Below are 18,063 nucleotides of genomic sequence, written 5' to 3'. Positions count from 1 at the left end.
TCCCATCACGGTGGCCAGCACCACCACCCAAACGGGCAAACCAGCTGGCCACCAGTGGGCAGTTCTGATGGCCACCAGCGGGAAGAAACACTGGCCGCCTATGGGCAGAACTCAATGGCCCTTGACAGGGGAGCGAGGTGCCGGATCGCCGGCCGGAAGCCGGTGGCCCAGAGGATCACGTCCGCCGGTTCGAACGAGCCGTCGGGCATCCGCACCCCGTCCGGCTCGACGGCCGTGAACATGGGGTGGCGCACCAGCACGCCTCGTGTCTCGGCCTCGCGCACCCAGGGTGAGCGGTGCATCCCGGTCGCCCCGACCACGGAGCCCGGCGGCAGGCCCGCACGGGTCCGTTCGTCCACCCCGCGCACCGACTCGGCCAGGGCGCCGGGCGCGGCCGAGTCCTGCCACTGCGGCTCGCGGCGGGTCACCCACAGGGTGTCCGCGACCGTGGAGATCTCGGCCAGCAGCTGCGTCGCCGAGACGCCCATGCCCACGATCACCACCCGCTGCCCTGCGAACTCGTCCTTGGACACGTAGTCATGGGTGTGCAGCTGCCGGCCGCGGAACGAGCGCATCCCGGGCACCGAGGGCCACCGCGGGGACGTCCAGGTGCCGGTCGCGTTGACCACGAAGTCCGCCCGCCACGTGCCCGGCGCCCCGTCCGTGCGGACGAGGAGCCCGCGCGCACGTCCCGGCGCGCCGATCCGCTCGACGCGCCTCACGCGCACGGGCCGCCGGATCGGCAGGGCGAACCGTGCCTCGTAGTCGGCGAAGTAGGCCGGCAGCAGGGCGTTGGCGCGCGCAGCCGGGTCGGCCGGCGGCACCGGGTCGCCGGGCAGTTCGTGGATGTGGTTGACGGTGGCCATCGTGAGCGAGTCCCAGCGGTGCCGCCACGCCCCACCCGTGGCGGTCTCCGCGTCGAGCACCACGAACGTGCCGGGGGCGTCCTCGGGGACGCCGGCGGCGCCGTCGTCGTTCGGAGTCAGCCCCACGAAGCCGCGGCGGCGCAGGTGGTAGGCGGCGGACAGGCCCGCCTGGCCCGCGCCGATCACGACGACGGTCGCCCGGCCCACCCGGCCGGGCGGCGGGGCGGGGGAGCCTCGGATGAGGCCGTCGAGCGCGCCCCGGCACCTGATGGAGATCCCACCATGGACGATGTGGTCCGCCCCTGCACGCCCGCCGACGAGACCTCGTGGCTGCGGTGCCGCGTGCTCACCTTCCTCCCGCGAACGGAGCCGCCGCGAGATCGTCGCAGCGCGGCGCCGACCCCTGCCCACACGGCCGTGCGCGTCACCCGCCACGTCCGCCCCCTGCGGACAGCCGCCTAACGCGTCCGCGCACCCCTTTACCCTGAGACCATCGGGCCATCCGACCGCGGCGGCCCAGAGGAGACCATGACTGAGAAGAACCAGCACACCCCCGGCCCCCAGGGAGCCCACGGCTCCGAGGACGAGATCCAGGCCGTGATCGACCGCATCCTGGCCGCCGATGACGCTCGCCGCGCCTCCGAGCGCGAGGCGACCGGGCACGGCTCTGCGGACGGCGCCGCCGCCGAGCACCGGGACGCCCCCGACGCCGGCGCCCCGGACCGCTCCGGCGCGCTCGCGGGCCGCGCACTCGCCCTGGACGAGGGCGAGGACGGCCACACGGACGCCGACGGCGACCAGGACGAGCTCGCCGCGCGCCACTCCCTCAAGCGCGTGCAGGGTCTGTCCACCGAGCTCGAGGACATGACCGAGGTCGAGTACCGCCAGCTGCGCCTGGAGCGCGTGGTGCTGGCGGGCGTCTGGACCGAGGGCTCCGCGGAGGATGCGGAGAACTCCCTGCGGGAGCTCGCCGCGCTCGCCGAGACCGCGGGCTCGGAGGTGCTCGACGGCGTCATCCAGCGCCGCGCCACCCCGGACCCGGCCACGTTCCTCGGCAAGGGCAAGGCGCAGGACCTCGCCGAGATTGTGGCGCTCTCCGGTGCGGACACCGTGGTGGTGGACTCCGAGCTCGCCCCGTCTCAGCGTCGCGCGCTGGAGGACGTGGTGCGGGTGAAGGTGATCGACCGGACCGCGCTGATCCTGGACATCTTCGCCCAGCACGCGAGTTCGCGTGAGGGCCGCGCCCAGGTCGAGCTCGCGCAGCTCGAGTACCTGCTGCCGCGCCTGCGCGGCTGGGGCGAGTCCATGTCCCGGCAGGCCGGCGGCCGTGCCGCCGCCGGCGAGGGCATCGGCTCCCGTGGACCCGGTGAGACCAAGATCGAGCTGGACCGCCGCCGCATCCGCACCCGCATGGCGAAGCTGCGTCGGGACATCGCCGGGATGAAGCCGGCCCGCGAGGCCAAGCGCGCCAACCGTCGTCGCAACCGGGTGCCGTCCGTGGCGATCGCCGGGTACACCAACGCCGGGAAGTCGTCCCTGCTCAACCGCCTCACCCACGCCGGGGTGCTCGTGGAGAACGCCCTGTTCGCCACGCTGGACCCCACCGTGCGCAAGGCCATGACGCCGGACGGCATCGGCTACACCCTCTCGGACACGGTCGGCTTCGTGCGCAACCTGCCCACGCAGCTGGTCGAGGCGTTCCGCTCCACCCTCGAGGAGGTCGCGGACGCGGACGTCATCCTGCACGTCGTGGACGGCTCGCACCCGGATCCCGAGGGCCAGATCGCCGCGGTGCGCTCCGTGTTCGCGGAGGTGGACGCGCACCGGATCCCCGAGATCATCGTGCTGAACAAGGCGGACGCCGCGGACCCGGCCATCGTCGCCCGGATCCGGTCCAAGGAGCCCCACGCCGTGGTGGTCTCCGCGCGCACCGGCGAGGGCATCGACGAGCTCGAGCGCGCCATCGCGGCCACCATCCCGCGGCCGGACGTGCGGCTCGAACTGCTGATCCCGTTCACCCGGGGTGAGCTGGTCTCCCGCCTCCACTCGGCGGACGCGGAGATCCTGGCCGAGGGTTACGAGGAGGGCGGCACCCGCCTGTCCGTGCTGGTCCGTGAGGACATCGCGCCGGACTTCGCCGAGTTCGTCGTGGAGGCGGACGCGTCGTGAGCGACGGGGCGAAGGAAGCCGGGGCGGGCGGCGCGCAGCCCCGCACGGAGCACGAGCGCGAGGCGCTGCGCCTGCTGGACGCCGCGGTGCAGGCCACCGGCGGCCAGCACCGCGCGGGCCAGCGGGAGATGGTGCTGCAGGTGGCGCGCGCCCTCGAGTCGCGCCGCCACCTGCTCGTGCAGGCCGGCACCGGCACCGGCAAGTCCCTCGCCTACCTCATCCCCGCGCTCCAGCACGCGATGACGCAGGAGGACCCCGTCGTCGTCGCCACGGCCACGCTCGCGCTGCAGGCCCAGATCATGAAGCGGGACGCCCCCCGGCTGGTCGAGGCGCTCAAGGACGAGCTGCCCCGCGAGCCCGTCGTCGCCCTGGTCAAGGGCCGCTCGAACTACCTGTGCCGCCACAAGGTGGACGGCGGTTACCCCGGGGACGAGGGCGAGGAGGCCCTCTTCACGGTCGCCGACGACGGCGGGATGATCGGCTCCCCCGCGGACGGCGCCGCCGGGCCCTCCTCCCTGTTGGGCAAGGAGGTCATGTACCTGCGGGCGTGGGCGGACCAGACCGAGACCGGGGACCGCGACGACCTCGAGGTCCCCGTCACCGACCGTGCGTGGCGGCAGGTCTCCGTCTCCGCGGTCGACTGCCTCGGCGCGTCCCGCTGCCCCCAGGCCGAGGAGTGCTTCTCCGAGCGGGCCCGCGCGGACGCGGCGGACGCGGACGTCGTGGTCACCAACCACGCGATGCTCGCCATCAGCGCCTTCGAGGGGCTCGCGGTGCTGCCGGCGTACTCGGCCGTCGTCGTGGACGAGGCCCACGAGCTGCAGGACCGGGTGACCGGCGCGGTCACGGGGCAGCTGTCCGGGTCGATCGTGCACGGCGCGGCCACCTCGCTGCGCCGCCACACCACGGTGGCCGTGGAGGACCTGATCGAGGCCGGGGCGGCCCTGGACCGCGCGTTCACGGACACCCCGTCCGGCCTGATCGCCGCGGGCCCGGACGAGGTGCAGGAGCAGGCCCTCACCGGCGTCCTCACCGCCGCGCGTCAGTGCCTGTCCGACCTCGGCCAGGACAAGGACAAGGAGGCCGATGCCGACGGCGGACGGCAGATGGCGCGCTCGCGGATCCTCGAGGTCCTCGAGGTGGTGGAGCGCATGCTCGCGGCCCGGCCCGAGGCCGACTTCCCCGAGGTGCTGTGGGCCACCCGCCCCGGCCACTTCGAGCCCGGCGTGGGCTGGCAGCCGGGGGACGAGACCGACCCGCCCCAGCTCTACGTGGCCCCGCTCTCGGTGGCCGGCAAGCTGCGGGAGGGCCTGTTCGGCAAGGCGACGACGGTGCTCACCTCCGCCACGCTCACCGTGGGCTCGGGGGAGCGCCGGTTCGACTCGGTGGCCGGCGACGTGGGCCTGGCCGGCCCGGACGCCCCGAAGTTCGAGGCCCTCGACGTCGGCAGCCCCTTCGACTACCCGCGTCAGGGGGTGCTCTACGTGGCCCGGCACCTGCCCCGGCCCGGCCGGACGGCCTCGCCCGAGTCCCTGGATGAGCTCGAGGCGCTCCTGAGGGCGTCGCGGGGCGGGGCCCTCGGCCTGTTCTCCTCGCGCCGGGCGGCCGAGGACGCCGCCGCCGAGATGCGCCGTCGGCTCGGGCCGAAGACCACGATCCTGTGCCAGGGGGACGCGACCCTCTCCGCCCTCGTGCGCCAGTTCTCCGAGGAGCCGGACACGTCCCTGTTCGGGACCATGAGCCTGTGGCAGGGCGTGGACGTGCCGGGGAACTCGCTGCGGCTCGTGGTGATCGACCGCATCCCGTTCCCGCGGCCGGACGACCCGCTCTCCCAGGCCCGCACCCGGGACGTCGCCCGGCACGGCGGCAACGGGTTCATGCGGATCTCCGCCACGCATGCGGCCGTGCGCATGGCCCAGGGCGCCGGGCGCCTCGTGCGCTCCGTGACGGACCGCGGCGTGGTGGCCGTGCTGGACCCCCGCCTGGCCACCGAGCGGTACGGCGGCTACATCACGAGCGCCCTGCCGGACTTCTGGCGCACCACGGACCGCGACGTCGTCCGCGGGGTGCTGGCACGGCTCGCCTCGGGCGATTGACCTCGCTCGGCCTCGGGCCGTCGGCCCGGTCGGAGGGAGCGGGTCAGAGTGAGCGCAGGACCGTGACGACGCGCCCCATCACGGTGGCGTGATCGCCGAGGATGGGCTCGTAGGCCGTGTTCTGGGGGAGGAGCCAGGTGTGCCCGTCGCGGCGGCGGAAGGTCTTCACGGTGGCCTCGTCGTCGAGCAGGGCCGCGACGATGTCGCCGTTCTCCGCCGTCTCCTGCCGGCGCACCACCACCCAGTCGCCGTCGCAGATCGCGGCGTCCACCATCGAGTCGCCCGTGACGCGCAGCATGAACAGCTCGCCCTCGCCCGTAAGGCGTCGCGGGATCGCCATGACGTCCTCGACCTGCTGCTCAGCCAGGACCGGGCCGCCCGCCGCGATGCGGCCGACCCAGGGGACCGGCACGCTGTCCGCCTCGTCTGCGCCGGTGTGCCACGCGGGGATCGCGGTGACCCGCGACGACGGCGCAGCGGCGGGGGAGGCGGCGTCGCCCAGCGGGGTGCCGTCCACGTCGAGCAGCACCTCGAGGGCACGCGGGCGTCCGGGGTCGCGCCGGATGTAGCCGTGCCGCTCGAGACGGCCCAGCTGGTGCGTGACGGAGGAGAGCGAGGCCAGGCCCGCGGCATCGCCGATCTCGCGCATGGAGGGCGGGTAGCCGTGGTCGGCGATCGCGTCCCGGATGGTCTGCACGATCCGCCGCTGGCGGTCGGTGAGCGGCGCGCGCGCCGCCGGCTGATCGTCGGTGGTGCTCATGGCTGCCGTCCGTTCTCCCGGGGGTGATGGTGGCCGGCCTCGTGTTCCGGCGTCCGGCTGCCGTCCGGACGCTTACCGTGTCCGCCCCCGCTGGTTGCCTGTGTCCTGGCGATCCCCGGGGGCGTTCCGGGGCGTCCGTGCATCGCCTCGAGCCTAGAGGAGAGCCGCCTCTCCTTCAAAGATATGTTCGATTTGTTCGTGGCGTGTCTCGAACACCTGTGCTAGAAAGGGATTCGAACGGATTCGAACAGATGTTCGATAGCCTGGAGGGCATCCGCCCCGGAGGAGGACACCATGACGCTCACCACCGCCCAGTTCGCCGGTTCGCCCGCGACGGCGCGGCCGCGTCCGGCCACCATCCGTCTGACCCGCCGCGGCCGCCTCGTCCTGCGAGGGATCCCCGTGATCGCCGCGGCCGTGGCCGCCACGCTGGCGGCCGCCTTCTTCCTGGGTGTGCTGCTGTCGCCCGCCGCGGTGTCCGCGGACACCGCGGGACCCGCCACCCAGTCCGTCACGGTCATGCCCGGGGACAGCCTGTGGACCATCGCCACCACGGTGGCGCCGGAGGCGGACGTCTACGAGGTGATCGCCACGATCGACGAGCTCAACGGGCTCGAGGGCCGGGCCCCCGCCCCGGGCGAGGAGCTGTTCGTCCCGGCCACGCGGTGACGCACGGCGGGCCTCGCCCTCCAGGGTTCCTAGACTGGCGGCCATGACCGACCTCAGCTCTCTGCCCCTGCGCGAGAACCTCCGCGGCCTGAGCCCCTACGGCGCCCCCCAGCTGGACGTGCCGTACATGCTCAACACCAACGAGAACACGCACCCGGTGCCGGAGGAGGTCGCCACCGCCATCGCCGAGCGGGTCGCGGCCGTCGCCGGGGGGCTGAACCGCTACCCGGACCGCGAGTTCACGGGCCTGCGACGCGCGCTCGCCGGCTACCTCGGCCACGGCCTCACGGCGGACCACGTGTGGGCCGGCAACGGCTCCAACGAGATCCTGCAGCAGATCCTCCAGGCCTTCGGCGGCCCCGGGCGGACACTGCTGAGCTTCCTGCCCTCGTACTCCATGTACCCGCTGCTGGCCGGCGGCACGGACACCGTGTTCGTGGACGGCGGCCGCGCCGCGGACCACACCCTCAGCGCCGAGCACGCGGCGGCCATGGTGCGGGAGCACCGTCCGCACGTCGTCTTCCTGGCCTCCCCCAACAACCCGACGGGCACGGCCCTGGACCTGGCGACCATCGAGGCCGTGTACGCCGCGCAGGCGCAGAACGAGGCCGCCGGCGGGCCCGGCGCGATGGTCGTCGTGGACGAGGCCTACGCGGAGTTCGCCCTCGCCGGCACCCGCTCCGCCCTCACCCTCCTGCCCGGCCGCGAGCGGCTGATCGTCACGCGCACCATGTCCAAGGCGTTCGCCCTGGCCGGCGCGCGCCTGGGCTACCTGGCCGCGGACCCCGCCGTCACCGACGCCCTGCGCCTGGTGCGCCTGCCGTACCACCTCTCCGCGGTCACGCAGGCCACGGCGGAGGCCGCCCTCGACCACGTGGACGCGCTGCTGCGCACCGTGGAGGACATCAAGGCCCAGCGCGACCGCATCGTCTCCACCCTGCGCGGCCTGGGACTGAGGCCCTCGGTGTCCGACTCGAACTTCGTCTTCTTCGGTCACCTCGAGGACGCCTCCGACGTGTGGCGCCGCCTGCTCGACCGCGGCGTCCTCGTGCGGGACGTCGGCATCCCGCACCACCTGCGCGTCACCGCCGGCACCGAGCCGGAGACGACGGCGTTCCTCACCGCTCTCGAGGAGGTCCTCGGCGAGACCGGGCACCGGTCCTGAGGCGTCACCGGAGTCTGGGCGTCCGCCCGGCTCCCTAGGATGGGGACAGCGCGCGCGGCGCCCCGGCCCGCCGGCACCGGCCGCGCGCACCCGCATCCCCCCCGCACCCGTCCCGGACCGGTGCGGACCCAGCCCGAGGAGGACCCGTGGCAGCCGAGCTGATCTCCGGACGCCGTGCGCGCATGACGCGCACCACGAGCGAGTCGGACGTGTACGTCGAGATGGATCTGGACGGCACCGGCCGCGCTGAGATCTCCACCACCGTGCCGTTCTACGACCACATGCTCACCGCGCTGTCCCGGCACTCCCAGATCGACCTGACGGTCCGTGCCACCGGGGACACGCACATCGACGTGCACCACACGGTCGAGGACGTCGCCATCACCCTGGGCGAGGTGCTCAAGACCGCGCTCGGGGACAAGTCCGGCATCCGCCGCTTCGGCGAGGCGTCCGTGCCGCTGGACGAGGCGCTGGCGCGCGCCGTCGTCGACGTCTCCGGCCGGCCGTACCTCGTGCACGAGGGCGAGCCCGAGGGGCAGCAGTACCACCTCATCGGCGGGCACTTCACCGGTTCCATGACCCGCCATGTGTTCGAGTCGATCACGTACCACGCGGCGATCTGCCTCCACATGGACGTCGTGCGGGGCCGGGATCCGCACCACATCGTCGAGGCGCAGTTCAAGGCCTTCGCCCGCGCCCTGCGCGCCGCCGTCGAGGACGACCCCCGCATGACCGGCGTGCCCTCCACCAAGGGCGCCCTCTGATGGCCCGCCCCACCACCGTCCCCGGTGTGCGGCCGCGCGTCGCCGTCCTGGACTACGGCTCGGGCAACGTGCACTCGGCGCTGCGTGCCGTGGAGCGGGCCGGCGCGGAGGTCGAGCTCACGCGCGATCCGCAGGCCGTGCAGGAGGCCGACGGGCTGCTCGTGCCCGGCGTCGGGGCGTACGCGTCCGTGATGCGGGCACTGACCGAGGTCGGCGGCACCCGCTGGATCGGCCGCCGCGTGGCCGGGGGCCGACCCGTCCTCGGCATCTGCGTGGGCCACCAGATCCTCTTCGACGCCGGCGTCGAGCACGGCGAGCGCACCGCCGGCATGGGGGAGTGGCCGGGTGTGGTCGCCGAGCTGCCCGCCGAGGTCCTGCCGCACATGGGCTGGAACACCGTCCGGCCGCCCGAGGGCAGCGCCCTCTTCGCGGGCATCGAGGACGAGCGGTTCTACTTCGTCCACTCCTACGGCGTGCTCGACTGGGAGTTCGACCAGACGATCTCCGCCATGCGTCCGCCCCAGGTCACCTGGGCGCACCACGGCGCGGACTTCATCGCCGCCGTGGAGAACGGCCCCCTGTCCGCCACGCAGTTCCACCCCGAGAAGTCCGGGGATGCCGGTCTGCAGCTGCTGCGCAACTGGCTGGAGACCCTCTGATGCCCTACTGGTCCGTCCTGTACCTCGCCCTCGGCGGGCTGCTGCTCGGCGCCGCCTGGTCCATGCGCACGCAGAAGGCGCCGCTGTGGGCCATCGTGATCGTCCTCGTGCTGGCCGGCATGGCCATCGCCGCCTCCTTCCTGACCGTCGGCGCCTGATCGCGCCGGCCGCCCACCCGAGAGGAACCCCATGACCCCGAACGCCCCCGCACTCGAGCTGCTGCCCGCCGTCGACGTCCAGGACGGCCAGGCCGTCCGCCTCGTCCAGGGCGAGGCCGGCAGCGCCACCTCGTACGGCGACCCGGTGACCGCCGCCCTGGACTGGCAGCGCGCCGGCGCGGAGTGGATCCACCTCGTGGACCTGGACGCCGCCTTCGGCCGCGGTGACAACCGCGAGGTCATGCGCCGTGTGGTGGAGGAGATCGGCGTGAAGATCGAGCTGTCCGGCGGCATCCGCGACGACGCCTCGCTCGAGAACGCCCTCGAGATGGGCGCGGCGCGGGTGAACCTGGGCACCGCCGCCCTCGAGGACCCGGAGTGGACCGCGCGCGTCATCGAGCGCTTCGGCGACCGGGTCGCCGTGGGCCTCGACGTGCGCGGCACCACGCTCGCCGCCCGCGGCTGGACGAAGGAGGGCGGCGACCTCTGGGAGGTGCTCGCCCGCCTCGAGGACGCCGGCTGCGCCCGCTACGTGGTCACCGACGTCACGAAGGACGGCACGCTCAAGGGGCCGAACACGGAGCTGCTGGCCCAGGTCTGCGCGAAGACCGCGAAGCCGGTCGTCGCCTCGGGCGGCATCTCCTCCCTCGAGGACGTCGCCGCGCTCGCGGCCATGACCGGCCAGGGCGTCGAGGGCGCGATCATGGGCAAGGCGCTGTACGCCGGCCGCTTCAGCCTGGAGCAGGCGCTGGCCGTCGCCGGCGGCGCCACGGTGGAGCAGGCGCGCTCCGAGCAGCCCGGCCCGGTCGCCCCGTGACGGGCTCGCACGACGACGGCGGCCTGGCCCGCGACGACGGGCTCGGTCCGATCGACGAGACGGTCGCGGTGCCGCATCCGGCGGCCCGGGAGCTGCCGGGGCACATCCGGGCCGCACTCGACCGCATGCGGGAGAAGACCGCGGGCGAGAACACCGCGGACACCGCGGGCGTCCCGTGGCAGGGCCGCGACCTCTCCGGCCCCGGCGTGGACGGCTCCGCGAACCCGTTGCACGTGTTCGACGAGGACGACGGCACCAGCCCGGCCGAGTGGACCGCCGTCATGGCGGCCCTGACGGACGGCTCCGCCGGTGAGCGGGAGGTGACGGAGGTGCTCGCGCGCATCCGCGTGTTCGCCGCCGTCGTGCCCACCCTCGCCGTGGACGAGGACGACGTCCACGACCACGCCGACCACACCGGTCACGAGCATGACGTCGCGGCGCACGGGAACAAGGCCGCGGACGTGGCCCTCGTGACCATGCGCGCGCCGGACGGCCGGCAGGCGCTGCCGGTGTTCACGAACGTGCCCGCGCTGACGGCGTGGAACCCGGTCGCCCGACCCGTGGCCGTGTGGCTGCCGCGTGCCTGCCTGTCCGCCGTGGACGAGGGCTGTGAGCTCGTCGTCATCGACGCCGGCGCCGAGCACACGTACGTGGTGCGACGCCCGGCCGTGTGGTCGCTCGCCCAGCAGAGGGAGTGGACCCCCGCCTATCGGGACCAGGAGATCGCGGACGAGATCGCCGAGATCGCCGACCTGGTCCCGAACCTGCTCAACCTGGGCCTCGCACCCGGGTCGGGGGTGGCCACACACACGGGTTCCGGCGCGGTGATGAACGGAGGCGGGGCCGGGCCCGAGCTGCAGATCGTCGCGATGCCCACCCGGGACGCCGACGCGGCCGGGGTGCGCCTGATGACGGCCACGCTCAAGACCCTCCTGGCAGACCTGCCGCTGCTGGCCGAGCGGGCCGACTCCGTGGAGATCACGGTCCGCCGACCCTGATCGGTCGCCCGGCCTGTCCGGTACCGTTGAGGGGGAGGGGAGGGCCCGTGGTGGCCCCACCCCATCCTGGAGGCCGTGCGCCGCGCGCCGGCCCCATGCCTCCCATCCTCCGAGGAGTACCCATGAGAACCAGAACCTTGACCGGCGTCGCCACCGCGGCGCTGGGCGCGGTGGTGGTGGCCGGTGCCGGCCCCGCCCTCGCGCAGACCACGCTCACCCAGGGCTCGGCGATCACCGCGCCGGCCGGGGCGTGCAGTCTGACCATCGTCGACGACGCCACCGCCTACACCGCGGCCCACTGTGGTGCGGGCCAATGGCAGATCGGCTCGACCGTCCGCGACGTCGACGGCACCGCGATCGGCACCGTCTCGGCACTGCCCGGCGATTCGGGCGTGGACGCGGTCCGCGTGGCCCTGGCCGACGACGTCGACGTCGTGGGCGACTGGTCCACGCGGCCGGCCTCGTCCATCGGTGTGGGCGAGACCGTCTACACCCACGGCTCGTCCGTGCCGCTGGGCGCGCCGAACACCGTGTCCCACACGCAGACCTTCGAGGCCGCCACGGTCTGCGACGACGCGTACGCGGATCAGGTTGCCCTCGACACCGCCTCGACCTACGCCGGCGACTCGGGCGGGGCCGTCTATGACGCCCAGCAGCGGGTGGTCGGGGTCATCTCGGGCATCGCCCCGGTGACCTTCGACGCCGAGGGCAACGTGGTGGGCTGCGACGCCCAGGCGATGTCCTCGATCATGGTCCCGGTCGAGTCCCTCGACGCGCTGGACGCCTCCGCGGCGCCCGCCGCCGAGACCGCCGCGGCCGCGGAGACCGCCGCGGCCGCGGAGACCGCTCCGGCCGCCGAGACCGCCCCGGCGATCGCCGACGTCGCGGGCCCCGTGGCCGACGAGGACCTGCCCACCGGCGGCGAGCCCGCCGTGGACGAGTCCGAGCTGACGGAGTTCACGCCGGCCGAGGAGGAGGCCATCGCGGCCGAGCTCAAGGCCCGCGACGAGGCTGCCGCGGAGGAGGAGGCCGCCGAGGCGGCCCCCGCTGCTGAGACCCCGGCCGCCGAGGCCGCCGCGCCGGGCGTGACCGACGTCGTGGCCGCGCCCGCCGAGGGTGTCGCCTACGGCACCCAGGTGGTCGCGCAGACCGAACAGGGCGGCTTCGCCTCCGTCACCGTCACGGCCTATGACGCGGACGGCACCGTCCTGGGCCAGGACGGCCTGGACCTCACCGGCGAGTACCGCGCCTGGCTGCCCGTGCCGGCCGAGGTGCCCGCGGGCGGCTCCGTGGTGGTGACCGTGGTCGACGCGGCCGGCGCCGCCACGGACGCCACCGTGACCCTGGGCGGTCAGCTGGTCGGCTGATCGATTCCGCCCCCAACGGCACGACGAGGCCCGGTGATCCCGCACGGATCACCGGGCCTCGTCACGTCCCGGGGCGGCCCCGGCCAGGTGGGGACGCGGTCAGCACAGCCCCTCGAGCCGCCGCCCCAGGCGGGAGAAGATCCGGGTGAGGGACTCCGCCTCGCCCGGCGCGAGGTCGCCGAGGAAGAGCTCGTCCACCTGCTGGGCGTGCTCGATCGCGGCGCGTCGGAAGGCGGACCGGCCCTCGTCGGTGAGGACGGCCTCGAAGCCCCGCCGGTCACAGGCCACCGGGCGGCGGTCGATCAGGCCGCGGGCCACGAGCGTCTTCACCTGGTAGGTGATGCGCGACGGGGAGAAGACCATCCGGGACGCCAGCTCTCCCAGCCGGAGCCGGCCCTCGGGGGACTCGTAGAGGAGCAGCAGCAGGTTGTAGTCGGCCAGCGACATGCCGCAGTCCTGTTTCAGGCGGCGCTCCAGCACCTCCGTGAGCATCTGGGTGGCTTCGAAGTAGGCGCGCCAGGCGCGCTTGGGCGGGTCCACCGGGCGGTGCGCCTCCGATGCGGAGCCGAACCAGCCGCCGTCGGGCTCCGCCGGCGCCGCGTCCTGCGGGGCGGGCTCAGGGGCCGGGGTTGAGGAGCTGCTCAAAGGGGGTCACCTCCAGGTCGAGGTCCGCGGGCGCGGCGGCGCGTGCCCGCGGGGGGCGGCTCAGGGTGATCTCGGCCAGGTCGCGTCCGGCGGCCCGGATGCGGGACTGCAGCGGGTCGGTCCGCATCGAGGCCTGCACGCCGGCCGCCTCGCCCCAGTCGTCCGAGGCCGCGAAGACGGCGGTCGGCACGATGCGGGCCTTGAGGTAGGCGAACAGCGGCCGCATGGCGGTGTCGATCATGAGCGAGTGGCGGGCGGTGCCGCCGGTGGCGCCGAGGAGCACGGGCACGCCGACGACGGACGTCGGCTCCGCGAGGTCCCAGAAGGACTTGAACAGGCCCGAGTAGGAGGCCTTGTACGTGGGCGAGACCGCGATGACGGCGTCGGCCTGGGCGACCTCGTCCAGGGCGGCGCGCAGGGCCGGGGAGATGGCGAAGGTCACCAGGGCCTGCGCGATGTCCACGGCGAGCTCCCGCAGCGTGATCAGGTGGATCTGCGGGACCACGCCGTGCTCGGAGAGCGCCGCCGAGGCGGACTCCGCCATGCGTTCGGCGAGCATGCGGGTCTGGGACGGGTCCCCGGACCCGCCGGAGACCACGGCGAGGTGCCGGGCCTGCGGCGTGAACGGGGCGGAGGCATCGGGGGCGCCGGGGGTGGTCACTGCGCGGCACCGCCCTTCGCGGCATCGGCGGTGGCGCGCTGCTCGGCGGCCGCCGCGCGGTCGAGCTGGGCCTGCGATCCCTCCTTGCCGCCGGGCACGGGAGCCTCGCCGCGGCGGGCGCGTGCCACGAGGAACTCGTGGGTCGGGGCCGCCGGGACGTCGTCCGGCTTCAGAGCGTCGAACTCCTTGCGCAGCACGGGCAGGACCTCCTCGCCGAAGAGGTCGATCTGCCGCAGGACGGTGTCCGTGGGCAGGCCGGCGTGGTCGATGAGGAACATCTGACGCTGGTAGTCGCCCACCCAGTCGCGGAACGTGAGCGTGCGCTCGATGACCTGCTGCGGCGAGCCGACCGTCAGGGGCGTCATCCTCGAGAAGTCCTCGAGGGACGGGCCGTGGCCGTAGACCGGCGCGTTGTCGAAGTAGGGGCGGAACTCCGCCACGGCGTCCTGCGAGTTCTTCGCCATGTAGGCCTGGCCGCCCAGGGCCACGTACGCCTGATGGGCCTTGCCGTGGCCGTAGTCCTCGTAGCGCTGGCGGTACAGGCGCACCATCTGGATGACGTGCTCCTTGTTCCAGAAGATGTTGTTGTGGAAGTAGCCGTCGCCGTAGTAGGCGGCCTGCTCGGCGATCTCGGGGGAGCGGATGGAGCCGTGCCACACGAAGGGGGCGACGCCGTCCAGGGGCTGCGGGGTGAGGGTGAAGTCCTGCAGCGGGGTGCGGTGGTTGCCGCTCCAGTCCACGGTCTCCTCATGCCACAGGCGGTAGAGGAGGTTGTAGTTCTCCACGGCGAGTTGGATGCCCTGGCGGATGTCCTTGCCGAACCACGGGTACACGGGGCCGGTGTTGCCGCGGCCCATCGTCAGGTCCACGCGACCGTCGGCGAGGTGCTGCAGGTACGCGTAGTCCTCGGCCAGACGCACCGGGTCCATGGTGGTGATCAGGGTCGTCGCCGTGGAGAGCTGGAGGGTCTCGGTCTGCGCGGCCAGGTAGGCCAGCAGCGTGGGCGGGTTGCCCGGGGCCACGAAGGGCGGGTTGTGGTGCTGGCCGGTCGCGAACACCTCGAAGCCCGCCTGCTCGGCGTGGCGGGCGATCTTGACGGTGTCCTTGATCCGCTGATGCTCGGTGGGGGCGGTCCCGTTCGTCGGATCGGCGGTGATGTCGCCGATCGTGAAGACGCCGAACTGCATGGTGTGCTCCTCAGTGTGCCCGGGGGCGGGTCTCACGGTGCCGGCCGCGCCGTCGCCGTGTTCTTCAAAAATGAACTATACCGCACAACGAGCCGCCCCGTCCTGAATATTCCGCAGGGCCCGACACGGCAGACTGGTCCCATGAGCCCCGCCTTCGACGCCGGTCGCCTCGCCCACACGGACGTCCTCATCCTGCAGCAGGTGACGAGCTTCCTGTCCAACGACATCCAGGTGACGGACCCGGACGGGCGCACCGTCGTCTCGGTGGTCACTACGGGCGGGGGCCTGGGCCGAATGCTGATGGGGAACCGCAGCTTCGACGTGGTCGACGGTGACGACGGCCGCGTGCTCTTCCGCCTCGCCGACCCGGCCACGTTCGGCCGCGACCGCTTCGCGATCCTGGACGCCGACGGGCTGCCCTTCGCCAACCTCGTCCGCCAGATCGCGTTCCTGCGGACGTCCGTGAGCGTCGAGGTCGTGGACGGCACGTGCTTCGCGGTGACCGGCGACCTGTGGGACCACGACTACACCATGACCGTGGGGCAGCGGCCGATCGCCCGCGTGACCGCGCAATTCGGAGGTGTCATGAACGCCCTGGCCGGGCGCTCGCGGTACGAGATGCGCCTGGACCCCGGCATGCCGCCCGTGGTGCGCTGCGCCGTGCTCGGCACGGCCATCGCCCTCGACCTGATCCGGGCCAAGGACCGGCGCAGCAACGGCTGAGTCCGCCGAGCGCGCGGCCGTCTCGGCGGCGCCTCCGGGGCGTGCCTTGACGCCTCCCATAGGATTCGACGGTGGACTTCGGAGCGTACGGACGGCTGTTGCAGGACCCTCGGATCCGCCATCTGCTGGCGGTGGGGTTCATCGCCCGCTTCCCGCACACCGCGGCCGGGGTGATCCTCACCCTCCACGTGGCGCTCACGCTGGGCCTGGGCTACGGCCAGGCCGGCCTGGCCGGGGCGGCGATGACGCTGGGCATCGCGGTGGGCTCGCCGTGGCGGGGCCGCGTGGTGGACGCGAAGGGGCTGCGCCGTGCACTGCTGCCCTCCGTGATCGCGGAGGCCGTGATCTGGCCGATCGTCCCGTGGCTGCCGTTCTGGCCGATGCTCCTGGCCGTGTTCCTGGGCGGCGTGTTCTCACTGCCGATCTTCTCCGTCGTCCGGCAGGGACTCGGCGTGCTCACCCACGGCAAGGACCGGCAGACGGCGTTTGCCCTGGACTCCATCGTCACGGAGACGATCTTCATGATGGGCCCGGCGCTGGGCGCCGTCGTCGCGGCCACGTGGTCGAGTGCCCTCGGCCTGACCATCGTCGGCCTCTCCAGCGCGCTGGGTGGCATCCTGCTGATGTGGTTCAACCCGCCGACACGGTCGAGTCAGCTGGCCGTCGTCGGACCGGCGACCGAGGATCCCTACACCGAGGAGCAGGACCGTCAGGAGGCGATCGCCCAGGCGGTGACCGCCGCGCCCATGCACGTGGAGATGGCCGCCCCCAGCCTGGCGACCGGTGCGCTGCCGGCCATCACGGAGGCCATCCCCCTGGTCACCGGGTCGCTGCCCGTCATCGCCGCGGACGGCTCCGGGCCGACGACGGCGCCGCGCCGGGCCCGGGCCGAGCGGCTGCGGCAGTGGCGGCGGACCCACTTCTCCTGGGTCGGGCCGGAGGTGCTCGGTGTGCTCGTGGTGTCGATGGCGGCCGGGATCGTCATGGTCGGCACCGAGGTCTCGATGGTGGCCGAGCTGGAGTCGCAGGGCGCCGCGGCGTCGGTGGGTCTGGTGTACGCGTTCTGGTGCGGCGCCTCCGCCGTGGGCGGGCTCTTCTATGGGGCCTGGGGCCGCCAGGTGCACCCGTACCTGCTGATGGCGCTGTTCGCCGTGGCGACGGTGCCGCTCGCGCTCGTGGACGGGGTGTGGGCGCTCGCGCTGGCCTCGATCCCCTCGGGTCTGCTGACGGCGCCGACCCTGGCCTCGGCCTCGTCCCGGCTCTCGCACCTCGTGGTGGAGGAGCGGCGCGGCGAGGCGATGGGCTTCTACGGCTCGGCCATGACCGCCGGCGCCGCCATGGGCGCCCCGCTGGCCGGCGTGTTCATCGACGGCGTCGCCCCGTCCGCGGGCTACGTGTTCGCGGCGGCCGCGGGCTTCGTGCTCGTGCTGCTGGCCGCCCTGGCGACGGTGATGCGCGGGCGGCGTCCCGCCTGAGCCGGACCCGCTCCGCGCGTCAGGCCAGGAGCTCGTGGATGCGGCGGACCAGCACGGCGGTGAGGTCCGCGTCGAAGTCCGCGGTGGAGGAGTCCATGAACAGGTGCCGGTCCGTGTCGTACTCGAAGAGGTCGGCGGGGCGGTCCGGGTGCTCGGCGGTGGCCGCGTAGGAGCGGGCGGTCTCGAGGTCGCCCTCGAGGGCCCAGGGGTCGCGGGTGCCGAGGTGGATCTGCAGGGCGGTGTGGGGCTGCCAGAGCGGGGCGTAGGCGTCGAGGGCCAGGACGCCGGCCATGGCGATGCACGCGCGGAAGCCGGGGACCACCTGGGCGGCACGCCAGGCGGGCATCACGCCCATGCTGATGCCCGCGACGACGGAGGCCTCCTGGTGCTCGGCACACGCCCGCATGCCGCGTCGGCCGATCTCCTCGAAGCCGAGGTGCTGGGCGTGGGCGACACCCTCGTCCACGGTGGCGAACGTGCGGCCGTCGTAGAGGTCAGGGGTGTGGACGGTGTGACCGCCGCTGGCGATCTGTTCGGCGAGCGCGCGCACGCCGTCTGTGAGACCGAGGGCGTGGTGGAAGAGGACGATCTGCGCCATGGGTCAGAGCGTAGACCGCGGTGAGCGGCTGCCCCAGAGTGCGGGTGGGTGATCGGGGGCGAAGAAGAGAGGTGGCTCGCGTCTGTCGCCACGGGTGAGTTGGCGCTCATTGCGTGGAGGGCAAGCGCAGTGCTTCCCCGACTGGTGCCCTGGGTTCTCGTCTCGGCGGCCCCAGGACAGCACCGTCTCAGTCTTCACGTCGCGCGGTCGGAGACTGCGCGAGCGAGCGGCGAGGAATCTTCTGCATGAGTGCCGAGGCACTCGTGCGATCGGTCACGGGGCTGCT

The 18,063-nt window shown here is 73.6% G+C and carries 18 protein-coding genes; 12 read left to right on the top strand and 6 right to left on the bottom strand.

Features of this window, described 5'->3' with window-relative positions; all coding sequences use genetic code 11:
- Positions 1-98: 98 nt before the first annotated feature.
- Positions 99-1,073: an NAD(P)-binding domain-containing protein gene (locus tag J1M38_RS08980; protein ID WP_342356226.1), complete on the bottom strand. Its 975-nt coding sequence runs from the start codon at positions 1,071-1,073 to the stop codon at positions 99-101.
- A gap of 321 nt (positions 1,074-1,394) precedes the next feature.
- On the opposite strand from J1M38_RS08980, the gene hflX reads away from it, so the two are divergent.
- Positions 1,395-3,035: a GTPase HflX gene (hflX, locus tag J1M38_RS08975; protein ID WP_206481992.1), complete on the top strand. Its 1,641-nt coding sequence runs from the start codon at positions 1,395-1,397 to the stop codon at positions 3,033-3,035.
- Complete coding sequence (locus J1M38_RS08970) at positions 3,032-5,131, top strand: ATP-dependent DNA helicase (protein WP_342356225.1); 2,100 nt, start codon at positions 3,032-3,034, stop codon at positions 5,129-5,131. Before hflX ends, J1M38_RS08970 begins: the two co-directional genes overlap by 4 nt.
- A 43-nt stretch (positions 5,132-5,174) precedes the next feature.
- Here the strand turns inward: J1M38_RS08970 and lexA are convergent, their stop codons facing one another.
- Entirely contained in the window at positions 5,175-5,891 is a 717-nt protein-coding gene (lexA, locus tag J1M38_RS08965) for a transcriptional repressor LexA (RefSeq protein ID WP_041104273.1), read from the bottom strand.
- 294 nt (positions 5,892-6,185) lie between these two features.
- On the opposite strand from lexA, the gene J1M38_RS08960 reads away from it, so the two are divergent.
- From J1M38_RS08960 to J1M38_RS08925, 8 genes are all read left to right on the top strand, one after another.
- Positions 6,186-6,560 carry a LysM peptidoglycan-binding domain-containing protein gene (locus tag J1M38_RS08960; protein WP_020628151.1) on the top strand — a complete coding sequence of 125 codons (375 nt, stop codon included), beginning with the start codon at positions 6,186-6,188 and terminating at the stop codon, positions 6,558-6,560.
- A 43-nt stretch (positions 6,561-6,603) separates the two neighbouring features.
- The gene (locus J1M38_RS08955) at positions 6,604-7,725 is read left to right on the top strand and encodes a histidinol-phosphate transaminase (RefSeq protein WP_159228030.1); all 1,122 of its coding nucleotides are present in this window, start codon (positions 6,604-6,606) and stop codon (positions 7,723-7,725) included.
- A gap of 182 nt (positions 7,726-7,907) precedes the next feature.
- Positions 7,908-8,489 carry an imidazoleglycerol-phosphate dehydratase HisB gene (hisB, locus tag J1M38_RS08950; RefSeq protein WP_152743305.1) on the top strand — a complete coding sequence of 194 codons (582 nt, stop codon included), beginning with the start codon at positions 7,908-7,910 and terminating at the stop codon, positions 8,487-8,489.
- Positions 8,489-9,148 (top strand): imidazole glycerol phosphate synthase subunit HisH, encoded by a 660-nt coding sequence (gene hisH, locus J1M38_RS08945; protein ID WP_101965584.1) that lies wholly within the window; start codon positions 8,489-8,491, stop codon positions 9,146-9,148. Before hisB ends, hisH begins: the two co-directional genes overlap by 1 nt.
- Positions 9,148-9,306, top strand: a complete 159-nt coding sequence (locus tag J1M38_RS08940) for a hypothetical protein (RefSeq protein WP_004167696.1) — start codon at positions 9,148-9,150, stop codon at positions 9,304-9,306. The genes hisH and J1M38_RS08940 overlap by 1 nt, the downstream gene beginning before the upstream one ends.
- Before the next feature lie 31 nt (positions 9,307-9,337).
- A complete protein-coding gene (gene priA / locus J1M38_RS08935; protein ID WP_010079092.1) occupies positions 9,338-10,123 on the top strand; it encodes a bifunctional 1-(5-phosphoribosyl)-5-((5-phosphoribosylamino)methylideneamino)imidazole-4-carboxamide isomerase/phosphoribosylanthranilate isomerase PriA in 786 nt (261 codons plus the stop codon).
- On the top strand, positions 10,120-11,121 hold the full coding sequence (locus J1M38_RS08930; RefSeq protein ID WP_144826387.1) for an SseB family protein: 1,002 nt from the start codon (positions 10,120-10,122) through the stop codon (positions 11,119-11,121). Before priA ends, J1M38_RS08930 begins: the two co-directional genes overlap by 4 nt.
- Before the next feature lie 122 nt (positions 11,122-11,243).
- Positions 11,244-12,488: a trypsin-like serine protease gene (locus tag J1M38_RS08925; RefSeq protein WP_225348398.1), complete on the top strand. Its 1,245-nt coding sequence runs from the start codon at positions 11,244-11,246 to the stop codon at positions 12,486-12,488.
- A 99-nt stretch (positions 12,489-12,587) separates the two neighbouring features.
- Here the strand turns inward: J1M38_RS08925 and J1M38_RS08920 are convergent, their stop codons facing one another.
- From J1M38_RS08920 to J1M38_RS08910, 3 genes are read right to left on the bottom strand one after another with little or no spacing between them, the layout of a single operon-like run.
- The gene (locus J1M38_RS08920; protein ID WP_225348399.1) at positions 12,588-13,133 is read right to left on the bottom strand and encodes a MarR family winged helix-turn-helix transcriptional regulator; all 546 of its coding nucleotides are present in this window, start codon (positions 13,131-13,133) and stop codon (positions 12,588-12,590) included.
- Positions 13,105-13,794, bottom strand: a complete 690-nt coding sequence (locus tag J1M38_RS08915; protein ID WP_044658582.1) for an FMN reductase — start codon at positions 13,792-13,794, stop codon at positions 13,105-13,107. Before J1M38_RS08915 ends, J1M38_RS08920 begins: the two co-directional genes overlap by 29 nt.
- Positions 13,791-14,981 carry an LLM class flavin-dependent oxidoreductase gene (locus tag J1M38_RS08910; protein ID WP_044658581.1) on the bottom strand — a complete coding sequence of 397 codons (1,191 nt, stop codon included), beginning with the start codon at positions 14,979-14,981 and terminating at the stop codon, positions 13,791-13,793. The genes J1M38_RS08915 and J1M38_RS08910 overlap by 4 nt, the downstream gene beginning before the upstream one ends.
- A gap of 141 nt (positions 14,982-15,122) precedes the next feature.
- On the opposite strand from J1M38_RS08910, the gene J1M38_RS08905 reads away from it, so the two are divergent.
- Both J1M38_RS08905 and J1M38_RS08900 read left to right on the top strand, forming a co-directional pair.
- Positions 15,123-15,704, top strand: a complete 582-nt coding sequence (locus J1M38_RS08905) for an LURP-one-related/scramblase family protein (RefSeq protein ID WP_044658580.1) — start codon at positions 15,123-15,125, stop codon at positions 15,702-15,704.
- A 71-nt stretch (positions 15,705-15,775) separates the two neighbouring features.
- Entirely contained in the window at positions 15,776-17,179 is a 1,404-nt protein-coding gene (locus J1M38_RS08900) for an MFS transporter (protein WP_036339096.1), read from the top strand.
- A gap of 19 nt (positions 17,180-17,198) precedes the next feature.
- On the opposite strand, the gene J1M38_RS08895 is transcribed toward J1M38_RS08900, so the two are convergent.
- Positions 17,199-17,777, bottom strand: a complete 579-nt coding sequence (locus tag J1M38_RS08895; protein WP_036339098.1) for a dienelactone hydrolase family protein — start codon at positions 17,775-17,777, stop codon at positions 17,199-17,201.
- Positions 17,778-18,063 lie beyond the last annotated feature (286 nt).

It is taken from the genome of Micrococcus sp. KRD070, from assembly GCF_017168435.1.
Lineage (GTDB): Bacteria > Actinomycetota > Actinomycetes > Actinomycetales > Micrococcaceae > Micrococcus > Micrococcus luteus.
This window is presented reverse-complemented; position numbering and strand designations above follow the sequence as displayed.

Excerpts from the sequence above, each read along its gene's own strand:
- priA (WP_010079092.1), top strand. The coding sequence starts at position 9,338 with ATGACCCCGAACGCCCCCGCACTCGAGCTGCTGCCCGCCGTCGACGTC.
- hflX (WP_206481992.1), top strand. The coding sequence starts at position 1,395 with ATGACTGAGAAGAACCAGCACACCCCCGGCCCCCAGGGAGCCCACGGC.
- J1M38_RS08895 (WP_036339098.1), bottom strand. The coding sequence starts at position 17,777 with ATGGCGCAGATCGTCCTCTTCCACCACGCCCTCGGTCTCACAGACGGC.
- hisB (WP_152743305.1), top strand. The coding sequence starts at position 7,908 with ATGACGCGCACCACGAGCGAGTCGGACGTGTACGTCGAGATGGATCTG.
- J1M38_RS08910 (WP_044658581.1), bottom strand. The coding sequence starts at position 14,981 with ATGCAGTTCGGCGTCTTCACGATCGGCGACATCACCGCCGATCCGACG.
- hisH (WP_101965584.1), top strand. The coding sequence starts at position 8,489 with ATGGCCCGCCCCACCACCGTCCCCGGTGTGCGGCCGCGCGTCGCCGTC.
- lexA (WP_041104273.1), bottom strand. The coding sequence starts at position 5,891 with ATGAGCACCACCGACGATCAGCCGGCGGCGCGCGCGCCGCTCACCGAC.
- J1M38_RS08925 (WP_225348398.1), top strand. The coding sequence starts at position 11,244 with ATGAGAACCAGAACCTTGACCGGCGTCGCCACCGCGGCGCTGGGCGCG.
- J1M38_RS08960 (WP_020628151.1), top strand. The coding sequence starts at position 6,186 with ATGACGCTCACCACCGCCCAGTTCGCCGGTTCGCCCGCGACGGCGCGG.
- J1M38_RS08955 (WP_159228030.1), top strand. The coding sequence starts at position 6,604 with ATGACCGACCTCAGCTCTCTGCCCCTGCGCGAGAACCTCCGCGGCCTG.
- J1M38_RS08940 (WP_004167696.1), top strand. The coding sequence starts at position 9,148 with ATGCCCTACTGGTCCGTCCTGTACCTCGCCCTCGGCGGGCTGCTGCTC.
- J1M38_RS08905 (WP_044658580.1), top strand. The coding sequence starts at position 15,123 with ATGAGCCCCGCCTTCGACGCCGGTCGCCTCGCCCACACGGACGTCCTC.